Origin of the sequence: Arsukibacterium tuosuense, from assembly GCF_900215315.1 — a bacterium.
GTDB lineage: Bacteria > Pseudomonadota > Gammaproteobacteria > Enterobacterales > Alteromonadaceae > Alishewanella > Alishewanella tuosuense.
The window spans coordinates 47,887-73,656 of sequence record NZ_OBEB01000009.1 but is presented as its reverse complement, the minus strand read 5'-3'; the positions used below and the strand labels follow the sequence as shown (position 1 = coordinate 73,656).

Annotated in this window: 24 protein-coding genes; 19 read left to right on the top strand and 5 right to left on the bottom strand. The window is 49.6% G+C overall.

Annotated features, from left to right (window positions below; translation table 11 throughout):
* Positions 1-42: 42 nt before the first annotated feature.
* The 5 genes from lexA to CRO03_RS16700 all read left to right on the top strand — a co-directional run bounded on the left by lexA (position 43) and on the right by CRO03_RS16700 (position 5,193).
* Positions 43-663 (top strand): transcriptional repressor LexA, encoded by a 621-nt coding sequence (gene lexA / locus CRO03_RS16720; protein ID WP_097112811.1) that lies wholly within the window; start codon positions 43-45, stop codon positions 661-663.
* 326 nt (positions 664-989) lie between these two features.
* Positions 990-2,132, top strand: a complete 1,143-nt coding sequence (gene coxB, locus CRO03_RS16715; RefSeq protein ID WP_245861707.1) for a cytochrome c oxidase subunit II — start codon at positions 990-992, stop codon at positions 2,130-2,132.
* Positions 2,133-2,134: 2 nt separating this feature from the next.
* The gene (ctaD, locus tag CRO03_RS16710; protein WP_097112810.1) at positions 2,135-3,742 is read left to right on the top strand and encodes a cytochrome c oxidase subunit I; all 1,608 of its coding nucleotides are present in this window, start codon (positions 2,135-2,137) and stop codon (positions 3,740-3,742) included.
* Positions 3,743-3,752: 10 nt separating this feature from the next.
* Positions 3,753-4,310, top strand: coding sequence for a cytochrome c oxidase assembly protein (locus CRO03_RS16705; RefSeq protein WP_097112809.1), 558 nt, complete (start codon positions 3,753-3,755; stop codon positions 4,308-4,310).
* Between the two features lies 1 nt (position 4,311).
* Positions 4,312-5,193: a cytochrome c oxidase subunit 3 gene (locus CRO03_RS16700; RefSeq protein WP_097112808.1), complete on the top strand. Its 882-nt coding sequence runs from the start codon at positions 4,312-4,314 to the stop codon at positions 5,191-5,193.
* Positions 5,194-5,202: 9 nt separating this feature from the next.
* Here the strand turns inward: CRO03_RS16700 and CRO03_RS16695 are convergent, their stop codons facing one another.
* Entirely contained in the window at positions 5,203-5,412 is a 210-nt protein-coding gene (locus CRO03_RS16695; protein ID WP_097112807.1) for a DUF2909 domain-containing protein, read from the bottom strand.
* Between the two features lie 26 nt (positions 5,413-5,438).
* On the opposite strand from CRO03_RS16695, the gene CRO03_RS16690 reads away from it, so the two are divergent.
* From CRO03_RS16690 to CRO03_RS16670, 5 genes are read left to right on the top strand one after another with little or no spacing between them, the layout of a single operon-like run.
* The gene (locus CRO03_RS16690) at positions 5,439-6,170 is read left to right on the top strand and encodes an SURF1 family protein (RefSeq protein ID WP_097112806.1); all 732 of its coding nucleotides are present in this window, start codon (positions 5,439-5,441) and stop codon (positions 6,168-6,170) included.
* Positions 6,157-6,672, top strand: coding sequence for a hypothetical protein (locus CRO03_RS16685; RefSeq protein WP_097112805.1), 516 nt, complete (start codon positions 6,157-6,159; stop codon positions 6,670-6,672). Before CRO03_RS16690 ends, CRO03_RS16685 begins: the two co-directional genes overlap by 14 nt.
* Positions 6,669-7,664 (top strand): COX15/CtaA family protein, encoded by a 996-nt coding sequence (locus CRO03_RS16680; RefSeq protein ID WP_097112804.1) that lies wholly within the window; start codon positions 6,669-6,671, stop codon positions 7,662-7,664. The genes CRO03_RS16685 and CRO03_RS16680 overlap by 4 nt, the downstream gene beginning before the upstream one ends.
* On the top strand, positions 7,665-8,576 hold the full coding sequence (gene cyoE / locus CRO03_RS16675) for a heme o synthase (RefSeq protein WP_097112803.1): 912 nt from the start codon (positions 7,665-7,667) through the stop codon (positions 8,574-8,576).
* A complete protein-coding gene (locus CRO03_RS16670) occupies positions 8,566-9,207 on the top strand; it encodes an SCO family protein (RefSeq protein WP_097112802.1) in 642 nt (213 codons plus the stop codon). The genes cyoE and CRO03_RS16670 overlap by 11 nt, the downstream gene beginning before the upstream one ends.
* Here the strand turns inward: CRO03_RS16670 and CRO03_RS16665 are convergent.
* Positions 9,204-10,226: a polysaccharide deacetylase family protein gene (locus CRO03_RS16665; RefSeq protein ID WP_097112801.1), complete on the bottom strand. Its 1,023-nt coding sequence runs from the start codon at positions 10,224-10,226 to the stop codon at positions 9,204-9,206. The genes CRO03_RS16670 and CRO03_RS16665 overlap by 4 nt on opposite strands.
* Before the next feature lie 56 nt (positions 10,227-10,282).
* Positions 10,283-10,861: a Fe-S biogenesis protein NfuA gene (gene nfuA / locus CRO03_RS16660; protein ID WP_097112800.1), complete on the bottom strand. Its 579-nt coding sequence runs from the start codon at positions 10,859-10,861 to the stop codon at positions 10,283-10,285.
* 129 nt (positions 10,862-10,990) lie between these two features.
* On the opposite strand from nfuA, the gene CRO03_RS16655 reads away from it, so the two are divergent.
* Positions 10,991-13,531 carry a M14 family zinc carboxypeptidase gene (locus CRO03_RS16655; RefSeq protein ID WP_097112895.1) on the top strand — a complete coding sequence of 847 codons (2,541 nt, stop codon included), beginning with the start codon at positions 10,991-10,993 and terminating at the stop codon, positions 13,529-13,531.
* Here the strand turns inward: CRO03_RS16655 and CRO03_RS16650 are convergent.
* Positions 13,519-14,181 (bottom strand): ComF family protein, encoded by a 663-nt coding sequence (locus CRO03_RS16650; RefSeq protein WP_245861705.1) that lies wholly within the window; start codon positions 14,179-14,181, stop codon positions 13,519-13,521. The two genes, CRO03_RS16655 and CRO03_RS16650, sit on opposite strands and share 13 nt — an antisense overlap.
* A 94-nt stretch (positions 14,182-14,275) precedes the next feature.
* On the opposite strand from CRO03_RS16650, the gene bioH reads away from it, so the two are divergent.
* The 3 genes from bioH (at position 14,276) to CRO03_RS16635 (ending at position 16,315) form a co-directional block, all read left to right on the top strand.
* A complete protein-coding gene (gene bioH, locus CRO03_RS16645) occupies positions 14,276-15,052 on the top strand; it encodes a pimeloyl-ACP methyl ester esterase BioH (RefSeq protein ID WP_097112796.1) in 777 nt (258 codons plus the stop codon).
* Between the two features lie 61 nt (positions 15,053-15,113).
* Complete coding sequence (locus tag CRO03_RS16640; RefSeq protein WP_245861703.1) at positions 15,114-15,422, top strand: excinuclease ATPase subunit; 309 nt, start codon at positions 15,114-15,116, stop codon at positions 15,420-15,422.
* Positions 15,423-15,427: 5 nt separating this feature from the next.
* Entirely contained in the window at positions 15,428-16,315 is an 888-nt protein-coding gene (locus CRO03_RS16635) for a putative metalloprotease CJM1_0395 family protein (protein ID WP_097112792.1), read from the top strand.
* 27 nt (positions 16,316-16,342) lie between these two features.
* On the opposite strand, the gene CRO03_RS16630 is transcribed toward CRO03_RS16635, so the two are convergent.
* Positions 16,343-18,664, bottom strand: coding sequence for a Tex family protein (locus CRO03_RS16630; protein WP_097112791.1), 2,322 nt, complete (start codon positions 18,662-18,664; stop codon positions 16,343-16,345).
* A 74-nt stretch (positions 18,665-18,738) separates the two neighbouring features.
* On the opposite strand from CRO03_RS16630, the gene greB reads away from it, so the two are divergent.
* From greB to CRO03_RS16605, 5 genes are all read left to right on the top strand, one after another.
* Entirely contained in the window at positions 18,739-19,245 is a 507-nt protein-coding gene (gene greB / locus CRO03_RS16625; protein ID WP_212682442.1) for a transcription elongation factor GreB, read from the top strand.
* Positions 19,246-19,307: 62 nt separating this feature from the next.
* Positions 19,308-19,517, top strand: coding sequence for a hypothetical protein (locus CRO03_RS16620; protein WP_097112789.1), 210 nt, complete (start codon positions 19,308-19,310; stop codon positions 19,515-19,517).
* 85 nt (positions 19,518-19,602) lie between these two features.
* A complete protein-coding gene (gene ompR, locus CRO03_RS16615) occupies positions 19,603-20,331 on the top strand; it encodes an osmolarity response regulator transcription factor OmpR (protein ID WP_097112788.1) in 729 nt (242 codons plus the stop codon).
* Complete coding sequence (gene envZ / locus CRO03_RS16610) at positions 20,331-21,644, top strand: two-component system sensor histidine kinase EnvZ (RefSeq protein WP_097112786.1); 1,314 nt, start codon at positions 20,331-20,333, stop codon at positions 21,642-21,644. Before ompR ends, envZ begins: the two co-directional genes overlap by 1 nt.
* Positions 21,645-21,999: 355 nt before the next feature.
* Positions 22,000-25,731: a S8 family serine peptidase gene (locus CRO03_RS16605; RefSeq protein WP_097112785.1), complete on the top strand. Its 3,732-nt coding sequence runs from the start codon at positions 22,000-22,002 to the stop codon at positions 25,729-25,731.
* The last annotated feature ends 39 nt before the right edge of the window (positions 25,732-25,770 follow it).

The following is a 25,770-nucleotide window of genomic DNA, read 5'->3' as shown; positions in this document are numbered from 1 at the left end:
CTGTATATACTCACAGTATTAACTGTATAGGTAGCCAGCATTATGAGACCACTTACGCCTCGTCAGGCAGAAATTTTGCAACTTATTAAAGATTATCAGGCTGAGACCGGCATGCCTCCAACCCGCGCTGAAATAGCCAGTCAGTTGGGCTTTAAGTCAGCTAATGCAGCAGAGGAGCATTTAAAAGCGCTGGCAAAAAAAGGGGTGTTGACCATGATGCCGGGTACCTCACGTGGCATTCGGTTACTGGAAGATGAAAATGAACCGGAGCAGCTTGGGTTACCATTGATTGGTAAAGTTGCCGCTGGACAACCTATTCTGGCAGCAGAACATGTACAGAGCCACTACCAGGTTGATGCCAATTTATTTAAACCCCATGCCGACTTTTTATTAAGAGTACAGGGGATGAGCATGCAGGATATTGGCATTCTGGATGGTGATTTGCTGGCAGTGCATAAAACCTCGCAGGCACAACCCGGGCAGGTTGTGGTTGCCAGAGTTGATGAAGATGTCACGGTTAAACGGTTTCAGCGCGATGGCCATCAGGTATTATTGCACCCGGAAAATAAAGATTTTAATGTTATTAAAGTGGACTTACGCCAACAGCAGTTTGCTATCGAAGGCTTAGCCGTTGGAGTAATTCGCAATGGCAGTTGGTTATAAAAAACCTTTAGCTCAATAAGTTAATTGTTAACAAGGCGCTGGTATGACCTGTTGGTTTTGCCGGCGCTTTTGTTATTTAGGGGTTTACACTGGCGTTGATTTGGATGATTCTTAGGCAAAGGCTGCTGAAAAAAATATCAGTTGCCAAATTGGGTTACTGCGCGGGCAGTTAAAATTAAAAAAACTATAACAATAATAAACTAAAGAAACGTCATACATAGGTTCGGGGGCTAGCGGTATTCACCGTATTTTCTATCGGTATTCGCCGTGTATTACTGTGTACAGGTTTCTGCGGTTTGCTTTGCAAATGACAGAGGAGAAGTACAGTGGCGAAGACGCGTAGTATTCGTTGGTCGCTGCCGACCTTGCTTTTAGCCGCATCGGCTAATGCAGCAGCCATGCCTTTAAATATGACAAAAGGCGTAACGGAGATCAGCCAGGAGGTTTACAGCCTGCACATGCTGATTTTCTGGATTTGCTGTGTTATCGGAGCAGTGGTGTTCGGGATAATGTTTGTTTCTATCCTGCTACACCGAAAATCGCGGGGCGTGCAACCGGCTCAATTTCATGAAAGTACCAAAATAGAAATTCTTTGGACCGCTATTCCGGTCGTAATCTTAATTGGTATGGCTATACCTGCTTCCAAAACGCTCATCGCCATGGACGATACTTCTGCAGCCGATGTTACCGTGCAGATAACCGGTTCACAATGGAAATGGCACTACAAGTATCTTGGTAGTGATCTGGAATACTTTTCTGTCCTGGCAACCCCCCGTGAGCAAATCAGTAATAAGTTTGATAAAGGCGAGAATTATCTGTTGGAAGTAGACAGGCCTTTAGTCATTCCTACTGGTCAGAAAATTAGGCTGCTGATGACCTCAGATGATGTTATCCACTCCTGGTGGGTACCGGCGTTTGCGATAAAAAAAGATGCTAACCCCGGCTTTATCAATGAGGCCTGGACTCGGGTAGACGAGCCCGGCATTTACCGTGGGCAGTGTGCTGAACTGTGTGGCAAGGACCATGCCTATATGCCGGTAGTGGTGGTAGCAAAAAGCCCGGAAGACTATGCTGCCTGGAAGCTGGCAGAAGAAACCCGGATAGCCGAAGCGAAAGCGGCCGAGCAGGAATTGCTGGCAATGAATATGGACATGAGTGAGTTAATGGATAATGGCGAGCGCACTTACATCGCCTACTGTGCCGCCTGCCATCAGCCAAATGGTGCCGGTTTGCCGGGCATTTTCCCCGCCCTGGCTGGCAGCGATCTTATCCTCAACGATAAAACAGCCCATATCGATATTGTACTTAATGGTAAAAGCGGTACTGCGATGCAGGCGTTTGGCCGGCAGTTAAGTTTAAAAGAATTAGCATCTGTCCTGACTTACACCCGCAATGCCTGGGGTAACGATACCGGTGATGCCATCCAGGCGGCCGACGTTTATAAAGTGCAGCAGGGTGAGGGAGAATAATAATGTCTGTAGTAATTACTGAACCAAATGATCATGAGCAACATGACCACGAGCATGAGCATCATGATCACAAACCCGCTGGTATAAAGCGCTGGTTATACACCACTAACCATAAAGACATTGGCACCATGTATCTGGTGTTTGCGTTAATCATGTTTTTTATCGGTGGCGCGATGGCGATGGTGATCCGGCTGGAGTTATTCCAACCGGGCATGCAATTTGTTGAACCGCACTTTTTTAACCAGATGACCACGGTGCATGGCCTGATTATGGTATTTGGCGCTGTTATGCCGGCTTTCACCGGTTTGGCCAACTGGATGATCCCGATGATGATTGGTGCGCCGGATATGGCGCTACCACGCATGAACAACTGGAGCTTCTGGATCCTACCGTTTGCGTTTCTGATTTTATTGTTGTCGCTATTTATGCCTGGTGGCGGCCCCAGCTTTGGCTGGACCTTCTATGCCCCGCTTTCCACTACCTATAGTGGTGACAGTACTGCGTTGTTTGTATTTTCTGTTCACATCATGGGTATATCGTCCATTATGGGCGCTATAAACGTTATCGTTACCATCTGGAATATGCGGGCGCCCGGTATGACCTGGATGAAAATGCCATTATTCGTCTGGACCTGGTTCATCACCGCCTTTCTGCTGATTATGGTGATGCCGGTGCTGGCGGGTGTGGTAACCATGGTGCTAACCGATAAGTACTTTGGCACCAGTTTCTTTGATGCGGCAGGTGGTGGTGACCCGGTGTTGTTCCAGCATATCTTCTGGTTCTTCGGTCACCCTGAAGTGTACATCATGATCCTGCCGGCATTTGGTATTGTCTCGGCCATTATTCCGACGTTTGCCCGCAAGAGGCTGTTTGGTTATGCTTCCATGGTCTATGCCACCGCCAGTATCGCCATATTGTCGTTTCTGGTCTGGGCGCACCATATGTTCACCACGGGCATGCCGGTGTTTGCTACCTTATTCTTCATGTACGCGACGATGCTGATTGCCGTGCCAACCGGAGTGAAGGTGTTTAACTGGGTAGCAACGATGTGGCGCGGTGCCATGACCTTTGAAGTGCCAATGATGTTTGCCCTGGCCTTTATCGTGTTGTTTACTATCGGCGGCTTCTCGGGTCTGATGCTGGCAATCACCCCTGCTGACTTCCAGTATCATGATACCTACTTTGTGGTTGCTCACTTCCATTATGTACTGGTAACCGGTGCAATATTCTCGATTGTTGCCGCCGTGTACTACTGGCTACCAAAGTGGACCGGTAATATGTATGACGAAACGCTGGGGCAGTGGCATTTCTGGTGCTCGTTAATTTCGGTAAACATGTTGTTCTTCCCGATGCACTTTGTTGGTTTGGCCGGAATGCCACGCCGGATCCCGGATTATGCCCTGCAGTTTGCTGACTTTAATGCCTTTATCAGCATTGGGGGGTTCCTGTTTGGTTTATCGCAACTGATTTTTGTCTGGGTGCTGATTAAGTGCGCCCGTGGCGGTGTTAAAGCCACTGATCAGGTATGGGAAGGGGCCGAGGGCCTGGAATGGGAAGTGCCGTCACCGGCGCCATACCATACTTTTGAAACCCCACCGGTAATTAAGTAAGGAGTCAGCCATGGCGCAAAACAAACCATTAATTGGCAAGCTGCTGCTGGTAACGCTGGCAATGTTTGGTTTTGGTTTTGCCCTGGTGCCGCTTTACGACGTGTTTTGCGACATAACAGGTATTAATGGCAAAACCGCGGCGGTAGCAGCAACTGGCGACAATGCCATTGTTGATACCAGCCGTGAAATAACCATTGAGTTTCTGGCGCGGCCCAATAAAGACATGCCATGGGTGTTTAAACCGGAAGTACATAGTATGAAGGTGCACCCCGGTGAAATTCATATCATGAATTATCTGGCAGAGAACCCTACCGGCCGGATGATTGTTGGCCAGGCAGTGCCGTCAGTATCGCCAGGCCAGGCTGCGCTGTATTTTAACAAAATTGAATGTTTTTGCTTTAGCCAGCAACAACTGGCTGGCGGCAAAGATATGCTGATGCCGTTACAGTTTTATGTGGATCCGGCCTTGCCGGCACAATTTAATACTATAACCCTGAATTACACCTTATACGATGTCACTCAGGCGTGGGCAGCACAGCAACCACAACAGGATAATATTGGGGAATAAGATGACAACAAAAACCTATGAAAAATATTATGTTCCCGCGCAGAGCCCTTGGCCGATAGTTGGTGCCATAGCATTGTTTTGCATTGCTTTTGGTGCCGGCCACTTTGTAATTGATATCAGTAAACAGCAAAGCGGTTTTGGTGGCTATTTGTTGTTGGCAGGTTTTGCCATACTGGTATTTATGCTGGTTGGCTGGTTTAGAAATGTTATTGATGAGTCGATGAGTGGCTTATACAGCAATCAGATGGACCGCTCGTTCCGCCAGGGCATGAGCTGGTTTATTGTCTCTGAAGTAATGTTCTTTATGGCGTTTTTTGGCGCGCTGTTTTATGGTCGGATGATTGCCATGCAGTGGCTTGGGGGCTCCAGCAATAATGCCATGACCTTCGAGCTGTTATGGCCCAACTTTGAACCCGTGTGGCCATTGGTAAAGACACCTGGCGGCATTGAAACCCAGGCCATGCCGTGGACAGGTTTGCCGCTGATCAATACCGCTATTCTGGTAATATCATCGGTTACCCTGCATTTTGCTCATACCGGGTTGGAACAGCAAAAGCGCGGTCAGTTAAAGTTGATGTTATTACTGACATTATTGTTAGGTGCAACTTTCTTAGGCCTGCAGGTATATGAATATATTCATGCTTACCGCGATTTAGGCCTGCGACTGGACTCTGGTTTTTACGGCAATACGTTTTTCCTGCTGACCGGCTTTCACGGCTTGCACGTTACCCTGGGTGCTATCATTCTGTTGTTTGTATTTTTCCGGGTGCTGAAGGGGCATTTCACCCCTGAGAAACATTTTGCCTTTCAGGCCGCAGCCTGGTACTGGCACTTTGTTGATGTGGTCTGGATTTGTCTGTTTGTTATTGTTTATATCCTGTAACCACGCAGCTTAGTAAGGTCTGGGGTTGGGCGTGATCCACCCCAGGGCCATTGCCAGCAAAAGAAGCAGCAATACCAGTACAGAATAGAAAACCCGGCGTCCGAGATAACGGGACATTTGTGTTTGTTCCGGATCGTTTCTAAGCATGATGAAACCTGCCCGGAACAGGTTGAAAACAATAAATAGTAGTAGTGCAATGATAACAAGCTTAAACAACATCTTTCTTAATCTCCGGTTCGCAAGCTATGCAGCTTAAAATATTTGGCCGCTATTTTGGCATTCACAAAGTGTGGTTGCTGATTACTGTGACGGCTTTTATTATTTTAAGCAAGCTTGGCTATTGGCAGTTGCAACGTGCAGAAGAAAAAGCTATCCAAATCAGTCAACTTGAACAACTCCAGCAACAGGGCGAATTGAACTGGCAACAGCTGGCCGTGCTGAGTGCAGAGCAGGCAGATGGGGTGTTATTTGCCGGTGCAGGATACTGGCTTAAGCCCTACGTCTGGCTACTGGATAATCAGATTGTTGATGGTAAGGTGGGCTACGATGTGATTGTTCCGGTGCAGAGCACGGCCAAAAGCCGGCCTCTGTTGGTTAATCTTGGCTGGGTGGCCGCTGGCAGCAGCCGGGCCGTGCTGCCAGAGCTTAATATTCCAGAGCAATTGCAACTGCAGGGACTTGTTCGTAGCAAAGTGGGCGGGTTCCGGCTGGGCCAAAATACCGAAGGCGCAGGATGGCCACAGCGCATTCAACAGCCAGAGCTGGAACAAATGGCAGCCCAGCTACCCGTCAGTGCATATCCGTTTCTGCTGTATCAACAGGAGGAAAGTCCTTTTTTACCTCATTACCAGGCGGTGGTTATGCCCCCTGAAAAACACCATGGCTACGCTTTTCAATGGTTTATGCTGGCAATCGCCGTAGTTGCAGTGGCACTTGCTGCTGCCCGGCGCAGCGGGAGAGAAAATGAACAAGAATAAATTTATGCTGCTGTTTGTAATATGTTGTGTATTGCCACTGGCAGCAGCAAAACTAGTGCTGGAATTGGGTTGGTTTAATCCTGGCTCATCCAGCAAAGGTGTTTGGCTGGAGCAGGAAATTTTTTTACTGGACGATATTAGCGGCCAGAAAAAACACTGGCGGATAGTATTGCTGACTGATACGCCCTGCCAGCAGCGTTGTCAGAATGCCTTACATACCGTAAAACAGCTATATATTGGCCTTGGCCGCAAGCAGGAGCAGGTGCAACCGGTAGTGGTTGGGCCATTAACTGACGCTGATGTTTATCCGATGTTTATTCAGCAACAAACAGAAATTATGGATACTGCATCACTGCAACAAAAAATACTGTTGGTAGATCAGAAAGGGCTGGTGCTGCTGAGTTATCCGATGCCGGAGCAGCAGGCTGAAATGGCAGATGTTGCCCGCAATATCCGTTATGACTTATTGAAACTATTAAATTATGACAGGACCAGCGTATGACCAGACATAAGTGGTTGGTTTCCTTTACCTTAATCTTGACGATGGTGGTGATTATTTATGGCGCCTTTACCCGGCTGACTGATGCCGGTCTCGGTTGTCCGGACTGGCCTGGCTGTTATGGATTTCTGAAGGTACCCGAAAAGCCAGAAAGCGTTGCAATTGCAGCGCAGGCGTTCCCTGAACGGCCACTGGAGCCACAAAAAGCCTGGAATGAAATGATCCATCGTTATCTGGCAGGTACTCTGGGTTTGTTAATTGCTGCACTGTTTATTTCCAGTATGATCAGTAAAGCACGCCAGCCACGTACTTTGCCGGCGGTGCTACTACTTTTAGTGATATGTCAGGCAGCATTAGGTGCCTGGACGGTCACCATGAGCTTACTACCGATAGTGGTGCTGGCCCATTTACTGGGTGGCTTTACGCTTTATTGCTTACTGGCGTTGTACTGGATGCAGCTGACACCCACATTGCGGGTGGTGGAACCTGCTTTGGAAAAATTAAAGCCATTGGCAGTTGGCGCGGCCATAGTGGTAATGGTACAAATTGGCCTCGGTGGCTGGACCGCCGCTAATTATGCGGCGCTGGCCTGTATTGAGCTGCCGGTTTGTGAAGCAGGCTGGGTCAGCCGGCTGGCGCTGGATGAAGCCTTTGACTTACATCTGGGATACAGCGATTACGAATATGGTGTAATGTCAGCGGAGGCCCGGCAGACGGTTCATGTGTTTCACCGCTTGGGCGCTTATATTACACTTGGTGTGGTTAGCTGGTTTGCTGTAAGTCTGTATCGGCATGCTCAAACGTCAATAATGCGTAAGTTTGCTTTGGCAACTGGCGTGATATTGTTATTGCAATTTATTCTGGGCCTGCTAAATGTAGTACTGCATTTACCACTGGTTAATGCCGTAGCACACAATTTTGTCGGGGCGAACTTACTGATGATCATGGTGGTGGTGGTGTATCAACTCTACCGCCCCGTTGGCAGGGAGGCGTAAATGGCAACAATATTAGCAGCGCGACACGGAGTTTCCCGCTGGCGCGATTATCTGGAACTCACTAAACCAAAAGTAGTGGCGTTACTGGTACTAACGGCCTGGGTGGGCATGATGCTGGCGTCACCCGGCTTGCCGGACGTTGCCGTTGTGGTATTCGCTACCATTGGTATCGGTTTATTATCAGGCGCTGCGGCGGCACTGAATCATGTAGTCGATCAGCGGATTGATGCCCAGATGGCCCGGACTCACAGCCGGCCCGTTGCGAAAGGCCGGGTAAGTTCGCAGCAAGCCGTGGCATTTGCCTGTGCCCTGGCCGCCACCGGTTTTGTATTATTATATATTGGCGTTAACCCACTGACGGCCTGGCTGACCCTACTCAGTTTATTTGGTTATGCCGTGGTGTATACCATGTTTTTAAAACGCGCTACGCCACAGAATATCGTAATTGGTGGCCTGGCCGGTGCCATGCCGCCGTTATTGGGCTGGACAGCGGTGACCGGTGAAATTCATGGTTATGCCCTGCTGCTGGTGATGATCATTTTCGCCTGGACACCACCACATTTCTGGGCGCTGGCAATTCACCGCCGCGATGACTATGCCAAGGTCAATATGCCGATGCTGCCGGTGACTCACGGCATTGAGTACACCAAAAGCGCCATTTTGCTATACACAGTGTTGTTGTGTCTGGTGTGTTTGTTGCCATATATCGTGGGTATGACGGGTGCTGTGTATCTGCTGGGCAGCACCATCCTGAATTTTCGGTTTTTACAATACGCCTGGAAGTTAAAATTTAATGCGGACAGCAAAACAGCAATGGCAACCTTTAAATTCTCTATTATCCATTTGATGGTGCTGTTCCTGGTGTTACTGGTCGATCACTACTTTAAGGTATCACCCTTTTATGTTTCGTAATCTAATCATCTTAATGCTCTCTGCCGCCGCCGTTGTCGCCGGGGTAATGCTGTATTTGCTCTGGCAGCATAAGCCCCTACCAGAGCAGGCTCTGGTCTATCCGCAACCGCGTAATCTGACAGAGTTTACCCTGCTTGATCAGGATAATAAGCCACGGGGCCGGGCAGATTTAATGGACAAATGGACCCTGGCCTTCGTTGGCTACACATTTTGCCCGGATATTTGTCCGTTAACCCTGGCCAAGCTGGCCGGCGTGCAGCAAGAGCTGGCCGCAACCGTGGAACAACCATTGCAAATCTGGTTTATTTCGGTTGATCCACAGCGCGATACCCCCGAACAACTGAAGCAATATGTCGATTATTTTAAGCAACCGGCATTAACCGGCTTAACCGCCGGCCACGATCAGTTGTTTCCTTTTGTCCGGGAGCTGGGCTTAATGTATGCCATGAGCAGCACCACTGAACAGGACTATCTGGTAGATCATAGTGCGTCAGTGGTGTTAATTAACCCGCAGGGGCAGGTCGCTGCTATTTTTAAACCTGAAATGGCGCCTGGTGAGGTGCCACTTATTAACAGAGAGCAGCTACTAAGCGACTTCCCGTTGGTACTGAATCAATTAAAACTTCATTAATTTAACCAGGGTTGCGAATACCAGTAGAAATAACCCTTTTTACTAAGCGACGGTGCGGTACAGTTATAGCGGCTGCGGCCGCGATTAACGGGCTTGCTGGCTGTAACTTCAAAGGTACTATCGTTAAGCCATTTAGGCTCAAGAGTATCGGTACCGGCATAGCAGCGTAACTGGCCCGGCAGAAAATCTCTAACTTCCAGCTGCAGACGCAGCGTAGGAGGGTTGGCGCTTATTTGCTGATCAGCAGCTAAATAATCCGTAATATTAAAAGCCAGGGTGCGCAATTTCTGGGCAAGCTTAGAAAGATCTGCATACTGACCGGCCGCCGGGTAGCGTGGTATACGGGTAAGCAGGGTAGCAGGGCCAATAGCGCCAGATTGCTGACCGATTCCGATGAACCCGAGTTTTTCAACTAATGCTTCAAGCTTATTGTTAAACTCACCGTAGGGGTAGGCCAGCCATTGATGACTCTGGCCGGTTTCCTGTTTTATCCGCCGTTCAGCATCCAGAATATTTTGCTCCATCCGGGCCAGCCAGTCGGCGTCGCTTTCATCAGGCTGCCGCCTGGTCATATGTTCGTGATTCATCGCGTGGTTAGCGACCAACACGCCATCAGCTGCCATTTTTCTGACCTGCTCCCAGCTAAGCACCGGACCCACCCGGTTGTCGATACTGCCGGGGCTGATAAAAATGGTATAGGGATAGCCAAACTCCATCAGGATCGGGTGCGCAGTGGTGTAGTTGTTTTCGAAACTGTCATCAAAGGTGATCACGACCGCATTGTCGGCAATGGGCTTGTTGTTTTGCAACTGGCCGATAAGCACATCAAGGCCAATAACCTCGAATTTGTTATCTTGCAGATACTGCAGGTGTTGGCGTAACTCTTCGGCAGTCACACTGCTGACCCGCGGGGTATCATCAGCAACATGATGGTAAATCAACATTACAGCCGCCTGAGCCGGCAGCAATAAGCTCAGAAAAATATTTAAGCTGAAAAAGAAGGTGACAAAAAAACGCATAAAAACCCCGGTAGCTAACCTGTACCAGGGTTGTTATATCATAATTGGGCGTTGGCTTAATAGTATGAGTGTTCACCACGCTGGTGCTCGGTAATATCGCGAACGCCATTTAGTTCGCCAGTGAACCGTGCCAGTAGTTCTTTCTCGATGCCTTCTTTCAGGGTTAAATCGACCTGAGAGCAGCCATTACAGCCACCGCCAAATTGCAGTACTGCGACGCCATCGTCAGTTAATTCCATAACCGATACCCGGCCACCGTGGTTTGCCAGCTGCGGGTTTATTTCGGCATCAATCACATACTGGACCCGCTCCATTAACGGAGCGTTGTCATTCACCTTACGCACTTTGGCGTTCGGCGCTTTTAAAGTAAGTTGCGAGCCCATCTGATCGGTCACAAAATCGATTTCGGCATCGACCAGAAACGGTTTGCTCTCTGCGTCAACTACAGCGTTAAAGCCATTGAATTCAATTTGAATATCGGTATCTTCAATGGCGTCGGCCGGACAATAAGATACGCCACACTCCGCCTGAGCCGTGCCTGGGTTAACAACAAATACCCGGATGCTGGTACCGGCAGCTTGTTTTTCCAGCAGCTTTGCAAAATGGGCTTGCGCCTGTTCTGAAATAGAAATCATCTTAGTACCTGACTAAATTACTAGGTTAATGACTATCATACTCCGAGTCTGGCGCTGATGCCAGCCCTGCTTGAGTTTTGCAGCAGTTTCTGGCTAACTGGACGCGCAAAAATTTTAAAGGAAACAGGCATGAAACTGAGTGTAGTGGTTTTTTTCGCACTCTGGGCCGTATCGGCGCAGGCGCAGTATTTTAATGAGTCGGTAGATCCCAGACTACCCTCGCCGCAACAAACCCTTGGTCACCCGGTGGGTGACTGGCATGCCCGGCATGATCAAATTCAGCGCTATTTCGAGCAATTGGCCAGCCAGTCAGATAAAGCCATGCTGGAGGTAATCGGCTACAGCCACGAACAGCGACCCTTGCTGCAACTGGTTATTTCATCGCCTGAGAATTTACGCCGGTTAGACGACATCCGACAACAACATCTGCAGCAGGCTAAACAGGATAAAAACATCGCCAGCGACGCCCCCATTGTTATCTGGCTGGGTTATGGTGTGCATGGCAATGAACCCAGTGCTGCCAACGCTGCAATGGTGCTGGCTCATTATTTAACTGCGGTGGAAACTGAAGAAGTTGCAGCCTGGCTCAGCCGGGCAGTAATTTTAATTCAGCCCAGTCTTAACCCGGATGGTCATGATAGGTTCGCGTCTTGGGCAAATATGCACAGAGGCAGTAAGCCGGTTGCTGACCCGCAGCATCGCGAGCACATTGAACCCTGGCCAAATGGCCGGCCCAACCACTACTGGTTTGATTTAAACCGCGACTGGTTACTACTACAGCATCCGGAAAGTCAGGCCCGGATTGCCCAGTTTCAGCAATGGTTACCCAATGTAGTCGGTGATTTTCATGAGATGGGCACTAACAGCAGTTACTTTTTCCAGCCTGGTATCCCGAGCCGTAATTATCCGCTAACGCCGAAACGTAATTTTGAGTTAACTGCGGCAATTGCCGAATTTCATGCTGCGGCATTTGATGAGCAAGAGCAACTGTACTACAGCGAAGAAAGCTTTGATGATTTTTATATCGGTAAAGGCTCCACCTATCCGGATGTAAACGGTAGTGTCGGTATTTTGTTTGAACAGGCAAGCAGCCGTGGCCACTTGCAGGAATCGATAAATGGTCTGCTGAGCTTCAGTGATACCATCAAAAACCAGTTTACTGCGTCGCTGTCGACCATCCGTGGTGCCGTGGCAAAACGCCAGGAATTGTTAGCGTATCAACAGGAATTTTATCAAAGCGCACTGGCGCAGGCTAAGGCTGACAAAACCAAAGGCTTTATGTTAACAGATGACGGTGATCAGAGTCGGCTGCACGCCTTACTGGACTTGCTGCAGCGTCATCATATAGCCGTTTATCCATTAAGACGTGACTGGCAGGATGATGATGTTAAGTATCTGGCAGGTGAAAGTTTTTTTGTGCCGTTGCAACAATCTCAGTACCGCTTGATTAAAGCGGCATTCTCTACCGAAAAAAACTTCCAGGACAATACTTTCTATGATGTGTCCAGCTGGACCTTGCCCTATGCCTTTAATATAGAGTTTAAAGCAGTAAGCCGCGAGCCTGGCCGGGCGCTGGCCAGTGAGCAATGGCAGGATACACCGCAACTAAAACCACAGTTAACCGCCGGCGCTTATGCTTATGCATTTAGCTGGCAAGACCAACAGGCTCCCTTGTTGTTGCAGGCACTATTGACCGAAGGTGTGGTAGTGCGCTCAGCGCTGCATAATTTCAGCGCCCTGACCAGTGACACCACAGTACAGTTTCAACCGGGTACTATGCTGGTTGCTGCCGGCCTGCAGCAGGACAAAGACTGGTTTAGCCATTTGCAGCAACTGCAACAGCAATATCCGGTTAAAGTCCATGCGATTCGCAGCGGTCTGACGCCCGAGGGCAGTGATTTAGGCAGTCATAATTTTGCGGTGATTAAAAAACCGGAAGTACTGCTGATTGCCGGACCCGGAGTAAACTCAACTGAAGCGGGCGAAGTCTGGTACAACCTTGAACGCTTAGCGGGTATTTCGCCAAGCATGGTAGAACCTGAACGCTTAGGCCGGATTAACTTAAACCGCTATACCCACATTATTCTGGCAGATGGCAACTACCGGCAATGGCAGGACAGTCAGATCAAGCAGCTGAAACAATGGACTGAGCAGGGCGGTGTGTTGTGGGGACATAAAGATGGCGCAGCCTGGCTGGCCAATGCAGGTTTGTTGCAGGCAGGGGTCTGGCAGGGTAAGGAGATGCAACAACTTATTCCGCAGCAGGATTTAAGTTACGCTGATCGCGAAGCGCTGGCTGCGAAACGCCGGATTGCCGGGGCCATTTTCAGTGCCGAGCTTGATCTAAGCCATCCGTTAACCTTTGGTGTACCCCGGGCGCGTTTACCATTGTTTAAAAATGATATCATGTTGCTTCAGCCTAGCAGCTCACCCTTTGTCAATGTGGCATTATACAGTCAGAATCCGCATTTGGCAGGCTACAGTGCCAGTGAATATGTGCCAAAAATAGCGCAGGGCGCGGCGATTATTGCGCATAATCTGGGCCGGGGCCGGGTTATTGGTATGACGGATAACCCGGTATTTCGTGGTTATTTTTTTGGCTCAAGCCGCATTCTGATTAATGCCATGTTTTTAGGCAACAGCTTTAACGCGCCGATTCAGACTGAGTAGCCCGGTGGTGGGGTAACAGCCAGGGTCCAGACACTGACCGTGCTGACCCCGGCCCGGCGTAATAGTCTGGTCAGGGCGTTAGCCGTTGCGCCGGTAGTTATAACATCGTCAATCAAAGCAACATGCGGTGGCAGACGCTCTGCCCCCCGCTTCAGACTGAATGAGCGTCGCAAATTACGCAGCCGCTGGCGCCGGTTAAGACCGCGCTGGCTATGGCTGGCAGATTTACTGAATAACGCCAACACCGGTATTTGTAATTGTTGCCCTAAGGCTTCTGCCAGCAATTGGGCCTGATTAAACCCCCGCTGCTGTTGTTTGCGCCAATGCAGTGGCACAAATGTCAGGGCCTGGGGCATCTGCATATTATTACTTTTGCAGCGTAGCAGTAACAAACACATTTGCTGTTGCAATAACTGGCCTGCAGCTAAATCGGTATAATATTTCCAGCGTGGTATCCAGTGCTGGTAGGGCTGCTGATAGTGCGCCAGGCAAAGTAAGCGATCAAATTTAGCGCCTTGCAAGCCCCGCGCGACTGCTGGTAACAACAATAAATTATTATGGCAAAGCTGGTAGGGCAGCCCGGGTAAGGCCTTTTGGCAGTAATCACAGAGTTGTCTGCCGGGCTTTGCAAGCGGTAAACTGCACCACATACACTGGCCCGGCAGTAAATAATGCCAGCAGCGTCGAAATACATCAGCAAGCAAACTAAGCATAAAGTTAACGTCTGGGAAACATAAAAGCAGCATGGCAGAAATTAGCAAAACTGACAAACCTGTGCTGGTACTTCTGCATGGCTGGGGAGTAAATCAGGGCGTCTGGCATACTTTGCTGGCAGATATCCAGCCAACTGTGCAGGTATTGCCGCTGGATATACCGGGCTTTGGCTTAGCGCAACAACTACCTGAACCCTATAATTTCGACACGGTGCTGGCTGATTTGGCCAGACAAATTCCTGATAACAGCCTGCTTTGTGGCTGGTCACTTGGCGGCTTACTGGCTATTGCTCTGGCTAAACGTTATCCGGCAAAAGTGCGGCAGCTGGCGCTGGTTGCGGCAACGCCATGCTTTTTACAACACGCTGGCTGGCCGGGAATGAAAGCTGCAGTGATGCAGCAGTTTGCCCAGTCGTTGCAACGTGACTTGTCTCTGACTATCGGCCGCTTTTTAGCGATCCAGGCGATGGGTTCGGCAACAGCCAAAAGTGATGCTGCAGCGCTTAAGCAGGCGATAGCGGCGTTTCCGCAAGCCAGCGCAACGGCGCTGAGCGCCGGGTTGGAATTTCTGAGCAGTGAGGATTTGCGCGAAGATTTTGCTGGTTTAGCCCAGCCTGTAGTGGGATGTTTTGGCGCGCTTGACTCATTGGTACCGGCAGCAGTCGTCTGTGAATTGCAAAAATTGCTACCGGCCGCTGAATTGACTGTGCTGGCCAAAGCATCACATGCTCCGTTTATTTCTCACCGGTCTGAGTTTCTTGGCTGGCTTAATCATTGGTTGACATCGGTAGCGCCGCGTTGCGACTAAGCGTCTTTCTTTTTGACTCATTTTGGTCAATAATTAAACATTATTTGTGTGAGAGGAGGCAATGATGGAGATTCAATCAGCATTTAATGCCGGTTTGCAGGGATTTCAGCGTGCTTCAGCCGGCGTAACAGAGGCAACTGTTAATATTAACCGGCAAACCAGCACCAACCGGGAGCCGGATACGGCGGCAGAAACTGATGTGCGCCAGGCTGAAGCGCCGGAACAAAACCGGCCGACCCAGTCACAAGCACCCTCAGTTGAGCAAAGTCTGGTGCAGTTAACCAACGAGACCCGTACTGCTGAAGCCAATGTGCGTTCTATTCAGGCAGCTGATGAAGCGCTTGGTACGATTATTGATGTCCGGGTGTAAGCTAAATGCAAATCACCTCTTACTATCCAAACGTCAGCATAAACACGGCAAACCCGCCTACTGAGTTAGCCCGCCGTGATATGCAACGACGTGAACTGGTAGAACCGGTTCGGGAAATGGATAAAGGTAAGCCAGAACGTGCGGTTGCTACTGAAGAAAAAGGTCGCACCGGTAATGCTGCAGGGTCGGTAAACAGCTATGACGCCAGCGGTAAATCTAACGAAACGCAGCAAGCGGTCGAAGGCCGGCCAGAGCAGTCAGCTGACGATGGCCAGCAACGACAGCAACGCGAGGCAGAGCAACAACAGCAACAAGCCGAGCAACAGGAAGTTAAAGAGTTACAGGGGCGTGACCAGGAGGTCCGTAGCCATGAGCAAGCGCATGCCAGCATTGGCGGTCGCTATGCCAGTGCGCCCAGTTATAGTTATGAGTTAGGTCCTGATGGCCGGCAATATGCTGTGGCAGGAGAGGTGCAAATTGATATTGCGCCGGTAGCCGGGGACCCGCAGGCCACAATTCAGAAAATGCAGCAGGTAAAGGCGGCAGCGTTGGCGCCGGCAGAGCCCTCGTCAGCCGACCGGCGAATTGCTGCTGAAGCCAGTCAGCGTTTGCTGCAGGCGCAAACTGAACTCGTTGCAGAAAAAACGGCACCGGCACAGGCAAACGCTGCAAGCGGTGACCAGCCGGCAGCAGAGGGCCAGCCCAGCGCCGCCATTGATAACTCGCAAATTCGTTATGACAGTGAAGCAATCAACAACAATAGCTCAGCAGCAGGTTTGGTATTCCCTGAGTTTGATACGCTGGCTCAAATGCAGCGTCGTGGCCAGGTTATCAGCCGGTTTTATCAGTTGGCGACTGAACCAGCGCAGCGGCCACTGCGCCAGCAAGCCTGAGCAATTAGTCTTAGTAAATTAATCCCATCACTTTTTAAATTTTGCCAGCGCTTCAGCGAAGGCATTACCCATAGCTGCATTGGCAGGTTCGGCTTTGGCGGCTTTTGGGGCAGGCCGGTTGGTTTTGGCGTTACTCTGATTAGCCGTTTTAGCCGCAGGTTTGTCCTGGTTTTTAGGCTGAGGTTGCTCGTCCAGCCGCATCGTCAGGGCAATTCGTTTGCGGTTTATATCAACCTCAAGTACTTTTACTTTGACAATATCACCTGCTTTTACCACCTGATGCGGATCGCTGACAAACTTATCGGTTAACGATGAAATATGCACCAAGCCATCCTGATGCACTCCTATATCGACAAAAGCACCAAAATTCGTCACGTTGGTAATAACGCCTTCCAGCAGCATGCCCGGTTTCAGATCCTGCAGTGTTTCTACACCATCTTTAAAGCTGGCTGTTTTAAACTCAGGCCGTGGATCACGACCGGGTTTATCCAGCTCTTTTAAAATATCGCTGATAGTGGGCAAGCCAAAATGCTCGTCAACAAAGGCAGCCGGATCAATACTGTTTAAGAAGCTGCTGTTACCAATCACAGCATTCACGGGTTGTTGGGCAGTCTTTAGAATTTTCTCTACCAGTGGGTAAGCTTCAGGGTGCACTGCTGAGGCATCCAGCGGGTTTTTGCCATTGTTAATCCGTAAAAAGCCAGCCGCTTGCTCGTACGCTTTCGGCCCGAGCCGCGGCACTTTCAATAGTTCTTTTCGCTCATTAAAACGGCCATTTTCATCACGGTACTGCACGATATTTTGGGCCAGGGTTTTATTTAAACCGGCGACCCGGGCCAGCAACGCAGCAGAGGCCGTGTTTAAATCTACGCCAACAGCGGTAACACAATCTTCGACTACGGCGTCCAGCGAGCGGGTTAACAGGCTTTGGTTAACATCATGCTGATACTGACCCACCCCAATGGCTTTAGGCTCAATTTTTACCAGTTCGGCCAACGGGTCCTGCAAACGCCGGCCAATTGATACGGCCCCACGTAATGAAACATCGAGGTTCGGAAATTCCTGTGCTGCCAATTCTGATGCTGAATAGATTGAGGCTCCCGCCTCAGAGACCATTACTTTGCTCAGTTTATCACTACTAACCGCTTTAATAACGTCAGCAGCTAATTTGTCGGTTTCGCGCGACGCCGTGCCATTGCCAATGGCAATCAGTTCGATTTTATGTTGCTGACACAACTGACTGAGGGTGCGGACAGACTTATCCCATAAGTTTTGTGGTGCATGGGGGAAGATAGTGCTGTGGGTCAACAGCTTGCCGGTTTCATCAATCACTGTGCATTTCACACCGGTACGCAGACCCGGATCCAGCGCAAGGGTGCGGCGCATACCTGCTGGCGCCGCCATTAATAAATCGGCCATATTGCGGGCAAATACTTTAATGGCCTCTAACTCAGCACGCTCGCGCAGCTCACTGAGTAAGTCGTTTTCCAGGTGTAAATGTAGTTTTACTTTCCAGGTCCACTGTACTACCGTGCGTAAAAATGTATCGGCCGGGCGCTGTTGCTGGCGGATGTCAAAGTGGTCTGCCACCATTTGTTCACAAAGTGCATGGGCGTTGGCCTCGTCACTGTCAGGCAGTAACTGCAACTGCAACACACCTTCATTACGGCCACGAAACATCGCCAGGGCGCGATGCGATGGGATATTTTTCCAAAGTTCCGTGTGGCTGAAATAATCGCGAAATTTAGCGCCTTCCTGCTCCTTGCCGGCAACGACCGTACTTTTTAATACCGCATCACGGCTAAGCTTGGCCCGCAACCGGGCCAGCAAGGTGGCATCTTCGGCGAACCGCTCCATTAAAATAAACTTCACCCCGTCCAGTACGGCTTTGACATCAGCAAAGCCAGCATCGGCATTAAGATAGGCCGCAGCCTGCTGCTCAGGATCCTGCTCCGGGCTAGCAACAATTGCATCAGCTAACGGCGCCAAACCGGCTTCAATCGCCATCTGGCCTTTAGTGCGCCGTTTAGCCTTATAGGGCAGATACAAATCTTCCAGTCGGGTTTTGTTATCGGCGGCCAGAATATCCCGTTCCAGTTCTGCGCTAAGCTTACCTTGCTCGGCAATAGTTTTTAAAATAACCTGACGGCGCTCTTCCAGTTCGCGCAGATAATTCAGTCGTTGATCGAGTAAACGTAATTGCGTATCGTCCAGCGCGCCGGTGGCTTCTTTACGGTAGCGGGCAATAAAGGGCACAGTGGCGCCTTCATCTAAAAGAGCGATAGCGGCAGCCACCTGTTCTGGCCGGGCAGTAATTTCACTGGCTATTTGTTTAACAATCATTGACATAACTATAGAATCCTTCGACTTTACGGCCCCTGTGGCAGGCAAAGTATGATACGAAATATGAAGAGCAGGGTGAATTGTCTACTTTCAGCATCAAAAAATCCAATCTGATTACGCGTGAAGGCTACGAAATTCTGGAGCGGGAGTTACGTTACCTGTGGAAAGAAGAGCGGCCGCGGGTAACACAGCAGGTCGCTGATGCAGCGGCGCTGGGCGATCGCTCTGAAAACGCAGAGTATATTTATGGCAAAAAAAGGTTGCGGGAAATTGATCGGCGGGTGCGGTTTTTAACTAAGCGGCTGGAGCAACTGCAGGTAGTGTATCCGTCGTCAAAACAACAGGGTAAAGTGTACTTTGGTGCCTGGGTGCGGCTTGAAGACGAAGCAGGTGAATTAAAAAGTTACCGGCTGGTGGGCCCGGACGAGTTTGATTTACGTTTAAATAAACTGAGTATTGACTCGCCTCTGGCAAGATCACTGCTTGGTAAGACGCTCGACGATGAAGTAAAAGTGATGACGCCTGCTGGTGAGCATTGGTATTTAATTACCGCAATCAGCTATCAGCCTTTTACTGATAAGGATTAATTTGCTGGTTAAAAAATGTACTATACTTAGTCTGGATTTTAGCTTTATGGGAGGGCCTTAAGATGAAATCCCGTCGCCAGCTATACCTGCTTATACCAGCCGTTGTGTTAACGGCTTGCAGTAGTACGCCAGCACAGTATGTGATGGAACCCGATTACGACTATATCCAGAAAGTGGAAGCGTCCAGCAAATATAGTACGCATGCTGCCGAAATATACTGGGTAAACCCGCCAATGAAACGTCAGCAATTGCCGGAAACTCAGCAAGACTGAAAAGTTTTGTAACACAGTTTAACCGCCATGGTAGTAACAATGGCGGTTTTTTCGTTTATAGTGAGAAAAAACAACGGAAGCTTGCATGATGACCAGCCAGGAAACTCTGAAAATTATTGTAGTAGATGATGATTTACGTTTGCGCGCATTACTTGAGCGCTATCTGGTTGAGCAGGGTTATCAGGTGCGCAGCGTCGGAAATTATGAACAGATGCAGCGGTTGATGGAGCGTGAGCATTTTCATCTGGTGGTACTTGATTTGATGCTGCCGGGTGAAGACGGTTTGTCCATTTGCCGCAAGTTACGTCAGCAAAATAATGATGTACCCATTATTATGCTAACTGCCAAAGGTGATGAGGTAGACCGGATCATTGGCCTGGAAATGGGTGCCGACGATTATCTGCCTAAACCCTTTAACCCTCGCGAGTTGCTGGCGCGGATCCGAGCCGTATTGCGGCGTAAAAGTAAAGACTTACCAGGCGCACCATCGCAGGAAGAAACCGTTATCAGCTTTGGCCCGTTCACTTTTAATCTGGCGACCCGTGAAATGCGCAAAGGCGACCAGCCGCTGCCGCTGACCAGTGGTGAATATGCCGTGCTGAAAGTGCTGGTCAGCCATCCGCGTGAGCCGCTCTCCCGCGACAAACTAATGAATCAGGCGCGGGGCCGTGATTATTCTGCGATGGAACGCAGTATTGATGTACAGGTGTCACGATTAAGACGCATGCTGGAAGACGATGCCACTAACCCGCGCTATATTCAAACCGTCTGGGGGTTGGGCTATGTATTTGTGCCAGACGGCAGCATTGCCTGATGCGTTTGCTACCCCGTAGCGCCTTTGGTCAGACGGTATTTTTAATTGGTTTTTTATTACTGATTAATCAGCTGGTGTCCTATGTGTCGGTGGCACTGTATTTTATCAAACCCACCACGCAGCAAATAAACCACTTAATTGCCAAGCAAATTAAGGTGGTTTTTATCGACGTGGGCCAGAACACGCCGGTACTATCTGATGAACTGACCCGCCGTTTCAGTGCGGCAACCGGGATTGAGGTATACAACGAAGCCGATGCGCTGCAGTATGGGTTGGCCAATGCCCGCTACTATGGCTATTTTTCAGAGCAAATGTCGGCTGAGCTCGATGGTGAAGCCGAAGTGCGTATCGAGCAGGGCGATGCTTTTGCGTTCTGGGTCAAGCCACCACAAGCGCCAGACTACTGGGTAAAAGTGCCGTTATCTGGCCTGGACGAAACTGATTTCTCACCACTGACCTTTTATTTATTACTTATTGGTGTGTTAAGTGTTGGCGGCGCCTGGGTGTTCGCCCGGCATTTAAACCGGCCTTTAAAGTCGTTGCAACAAGCGGCGCTGCAGGTAGGCCGTGGCGATATTCCCCCGCCATTAAATGCAGATAAGGGTTCTACCGAAATTATCTCCGTGATCCGGGCCTTTAATTACATGGCAGAAGGTATAAAAAGGCTGGAACAGGACCGGGCATTGTTAATGGCCGGGGTATCACATGATTTAAGGACGCCCCTTACCCGGATAAGGCTGGCGTCAGAAATGATGGCTGAGCAGGACAGCTGGATCCGTGATGGTATCGTCAATGATATCGATGATATGAACGCCATTATTGACCAGTTTATTGATTTTTTACGCCACCATAAACAAGAAAGCCTGCAAAGTGTCAATTTAAACGAGTTGATTAATGAGCTGGTACTGGCCGAGCAGGTTCAGCAGCGGCATTTTATCACCGAGCTCGACCCGAAACTGCCGGCAATTATGCTGCGAAAAATAGCGATAAAACGGGTACTGAATAACCTGTTGGAAAATGCCTTACGCTATAGTGATGGTGATATTGAAATAAGTACCGGTTACGAGAAAAGTCGTAAACAGGTATATCTGGAAGTGCGGGATCACGGTCCGGGTATTCCGGAACATAAAATGGAGGCAATGTTTGCCCCTTTTACCCAGGGTGATGAAGCCCGCGGCAGTGGCGGTTCAGGTTTAGGCTTAGCCATCATAAAGAAAATTGTCGATACGCATCAGGGCAGCATCAGTTTATTTAACCATGCCCATGGTGGCCTGGTCGTAAGGGTTTATTTACCTGTTAAAGCAGCCGTTTAACATGTTTACATTTCATAATCATTTCTGTTGGCTACAGTCACTTTGCAGCACGAGCTCGACAGCTGCTGTCAACATTTAGTAACAATGGATGCAGTATTTTTGCCATTTTTTACACTGTTGTGTCGCAATTTCTTACAGTTTCAAAATTACATACCATTACATTTGTGATAAAAGAAAGCGGGCTCAATAAAGCTAAATTAACTTTATGGGCAAACTGCTTTTTTGTGTATTGATAAACACAGGAGCAAAAAACTCAACATTGTCTGCGCTTTTGGCCGTCCCTCTGCGGCAGCCAGCCAATGTCAAAATATATAAAAGTACGTATGCAGTACAATAGGAGTACACCTTGGGAACCATGAATAAAGCCTTACTGGCGACGGCTGTCAGCCTTGCCGTTTCAGGCACCGCAAACGCAGGTTTTGAGCAATATCGAGCTGGCTTTGGCCAGAGCGTCCATGAAGTTGTTGGTAATGTCACCGTTAGCATTGATCAACAGGAACAGGCTCCCAGCGCCTGGTTTATCGTATTAAATACCCAGGCCGCGGGTGCTGCACTATCAGCTACTGGTTTTGATCAGCAACGCGCCCAGCAATATGTTGTTGCAGCAGAGCAGGCCCAGCAGCAAATCAGTTCAGCATTAATGCAACTGGACGTAGATGCAAAGATTTTAACCACAACTAAAAATCTGGCCTCTGGTCTGGTGGTTAATGCTTCTGCAGACGCACTAAATGCCTTGCAGAAAAACCCGTTAGTTACATCAGTAATGCCTTTGTATGACAGCGAGTTGTATGTTGCTGATAGTGCGGCTTACATCAAAGCACTTGAGACAGTAGAGTCAGGCAAAGCAACAGGAGCAGGCATTAAAGTTGCTGTGCTGGATAGCGGTATCGACTTTACTCATGCTGCTTTCGGTGGTGAAGGGACAACCGAAGCTTACGCAGCAGCCTTTGCTGATCAAAATATGCCAGCCTGGCCTCAGGGGCAGGTCAAAGGTGGCTACGATTTTGTAAACGGCGACCCAAATCCAATTGATCCACCAACCGGTGGTCATGGTACCTCCGTTGCTCACTCAGTGACTGGTATTGCTCCGGACGTCGATTTATATGCTTATACGGTATGTACCGGAACCTGCAGTGCTGCAAATCAGATTGCAGCGCTGGAAGCGGCGATGGACCCTAATGGCGATGGTAACCTGGCAGATCGGGTCGACATCATCAATATGTCTCTTGGTGGCCAGTTTGGTTCAACCCAGACCCAATCTGGTACCCAGTACTTAATTCAGCGCGCTGCTGAATTAGGTGTAAATATGGTTATTTCTGCCGGCAATGACGGCAATGTGCCATTCAGAGTTGGCGGTCCCAGCACCACTCCAAATGCCCTTTCTGTTGGTGCAATGACCCATCCGGCGGCGCTGGTAGGGGCTTTTAACAGCGCCCAGATTGAAGGCGAAACGGTGGCGATGGTCTCAGCAGGCTTTAACCCAACCTTCGATTTTGCTTTTAATTCAGCTGAAACGCCGTTAGTACTGGTACCGGGTGATTACCTTGCCTGTGATGCACTGGCCGAGGATGCTGACCTAACTGGTAAGGCGGTATTACTGTCGCGGGGTGTTTGCCCGTTCTCCCAAAAAGTATTGAATGCCCAGGCGCGCGGTGCAGCCTTCGTCATTATTGCTAACAGTAACCCGGGCGAAGCGCCGATTGTTGCTGGTGGAGATGGCACCGGGATAACTATTCCAACTGTGATGATTACGAAAGAAGTTGGCGATGCTATTCAGGCTATGCTGCTGGACGAGCTGGAAGTTAGCTATGACATTAGCTCAGAAGCGAAATCTGGCGCTGGTGCCGCTGCTGGTTTCACTTCACGCGGGCCGTCAATGGATGGGTTATTAAAACCAGAAATTACGGCACCGGGCACAGATATCATGGTTGCTGATGTTGGCTCGGGTACGGGGCTGGCGCCAGCAACAGGCACATCGTTCTCCGGGCCAATTACCGCGGGTGCTGCAGCACTGGTGCGGGGGGCGCTGCCAGATCGGAATGCGTTTGAAGTAAAAGCAACCATGATGAATACGGCTAACATGACCGTATATCGTGAGCCGGTTGCAATAAACCCTGAGGCTGCTTTAGCACCCATCAGTATGATTGGTGCCGGTCTGGTAGATGTGGAAAAAGCAGTGAACAGCCCGGTTGCTGCCTGGGTATACAGTGCTGAACACAATACCCGCCAGGCTGCGTTGTCGTTTGGTTTACAGACATTGTCTGAAGCGACCAGCATGACCAAAACAGTCAGTCTGAAAAACTTCAGCGATGAAGCGAAAACGTATTCGTTGTCGATTAGTGACCGGTTTGCTGAAAAAACAGAGACCGCTGCATTAAGTTGGCAGCACCCTGCCACTGTAACCGTACAACCCGGTCAGACAGTGAACTTCGATGTGACGCTAACAGTTAATCCTGCAAATTTACCTGATTTTACGTTGTCCAACGGTGTCACCTGGATGGCACTGATGGCAGCGCAAATGATGGATCAGTCGGAATATGATGGTGCCTTAATCTTTAATGACAATAGCACTGATGCCGACCATGATTTGCACCTGGTGTATCATATTGTGCCAAAAGCGGCCGGGAAACTGGCACTCAGCAGTGAGATGGCGGATGACCAGATCGCAATGAAACTGACTAACACCGGCGTCATTGAGGTCGAACCTTTTGCGTCAGCATTGGTTGCAACTTCGCCTGCTGACCCGGCTTTACAGCCCATGCATGATATCCGGGCCATTACTATGGATATCGAAGAGGCGTCCTGGTGCAGCACCGGCTATGCGTTGTATCCAACCTTCCATCTGGAAGGTGGCGTAAACCACCTGTTACAGGGTAACTTTGCGCTGGATCTGGATATCAATAATGATGGTGTGCTTGACTACACCATGAATACCTTACTGGTAACTCGTCTGGGCCCAACTTATGATGCGTTCCCCGGAGTGATGGTGTCTTTCAATACGGTATATGGCACGCTGTCTGGTCAGTTAGGTGATGTGTATCACTATGCCGGTGGTAAGCAGATCACGCTGGAGTCTTGTTTTGAAGATGTTGGACTTACCGCTGCAGATATTGGCGGTACCTTTACGGCGCGTTTCCGTACCGATACTAACAGTTATTCACTAAATGCTAACTTTATCGCCGATCAGGTGATTGCGCCGATGCAGGTTGCATTCTCACCGGAAGTAGGATTAGTCAGTGAACTGCCAGTTGAACCTGCAACAGACGCGGCAAATGCGGACGACGAGGTTGATACTGCGGTGGAGGTGCTGGCACCAGGTGAGTCAGCGTTCATCATGCGCGACGGCGATGATAATCGCAGCTTCGTGATGATGTCTGGTCAGGCTGAAGCGGTTGCCATTGCAAATTATGCAGCGCCAATTGCACAACCAACCGTTGCCGCTGGTCAGACACTTAGTGTTAACGAAAATGCCGCTGCAGGGACCGTGGTAGGGCAGGTTTCTGCTACCGCTGATTTCCGTACCGCGATCACGGAGTTTGTTACGCTGGCCAGTTCGTCTGATGCAGTGATGCTGCAGGCTGATGGCTCAGTGGTTGTGGCTAATGCCGCAGTACTGGACTTTGAAGCTGGTTTGACCGAGGTGCAGATGGAAGTTGCTGTGCTGGATTCTAACGGTGGAGTTTCTGAGCCGGTTATGGTGACCGTTATGATCAATAACGTCGCTGATGAGCAACCTGAGGTAACTGTTAGTCTGACGACGTCTGAGCTACTAATCGGCAGTGCTGCCGGCACGGTGCTGGGTAACGTATCAGTTGCGGTAACTGAAGCTGATGCCAGCCTAGTGTCAGTCAGCACCAACAATCCGTTGTTTAAAGTTGAAAATGGCCAGTTGAAGTTGGCGAGAATGCCGGTCAAATCTGATGTTCGGGTGCACACATTAACAGTGACTGCAACGGACAGCTCGGGTATGCAAGGTTCGGCCAACGCCCAGGTAACAGTTAACAAAGGCTCGGGCGGCAGCTTTGGCATCTTTGGCTTGCTGTTACTGCCATTGGCATTGCTGCGCCGTCGTACTAAAACTAACTAAGTTTGTAAATAAACTACGTTAGTTAATGAATAACGCCCC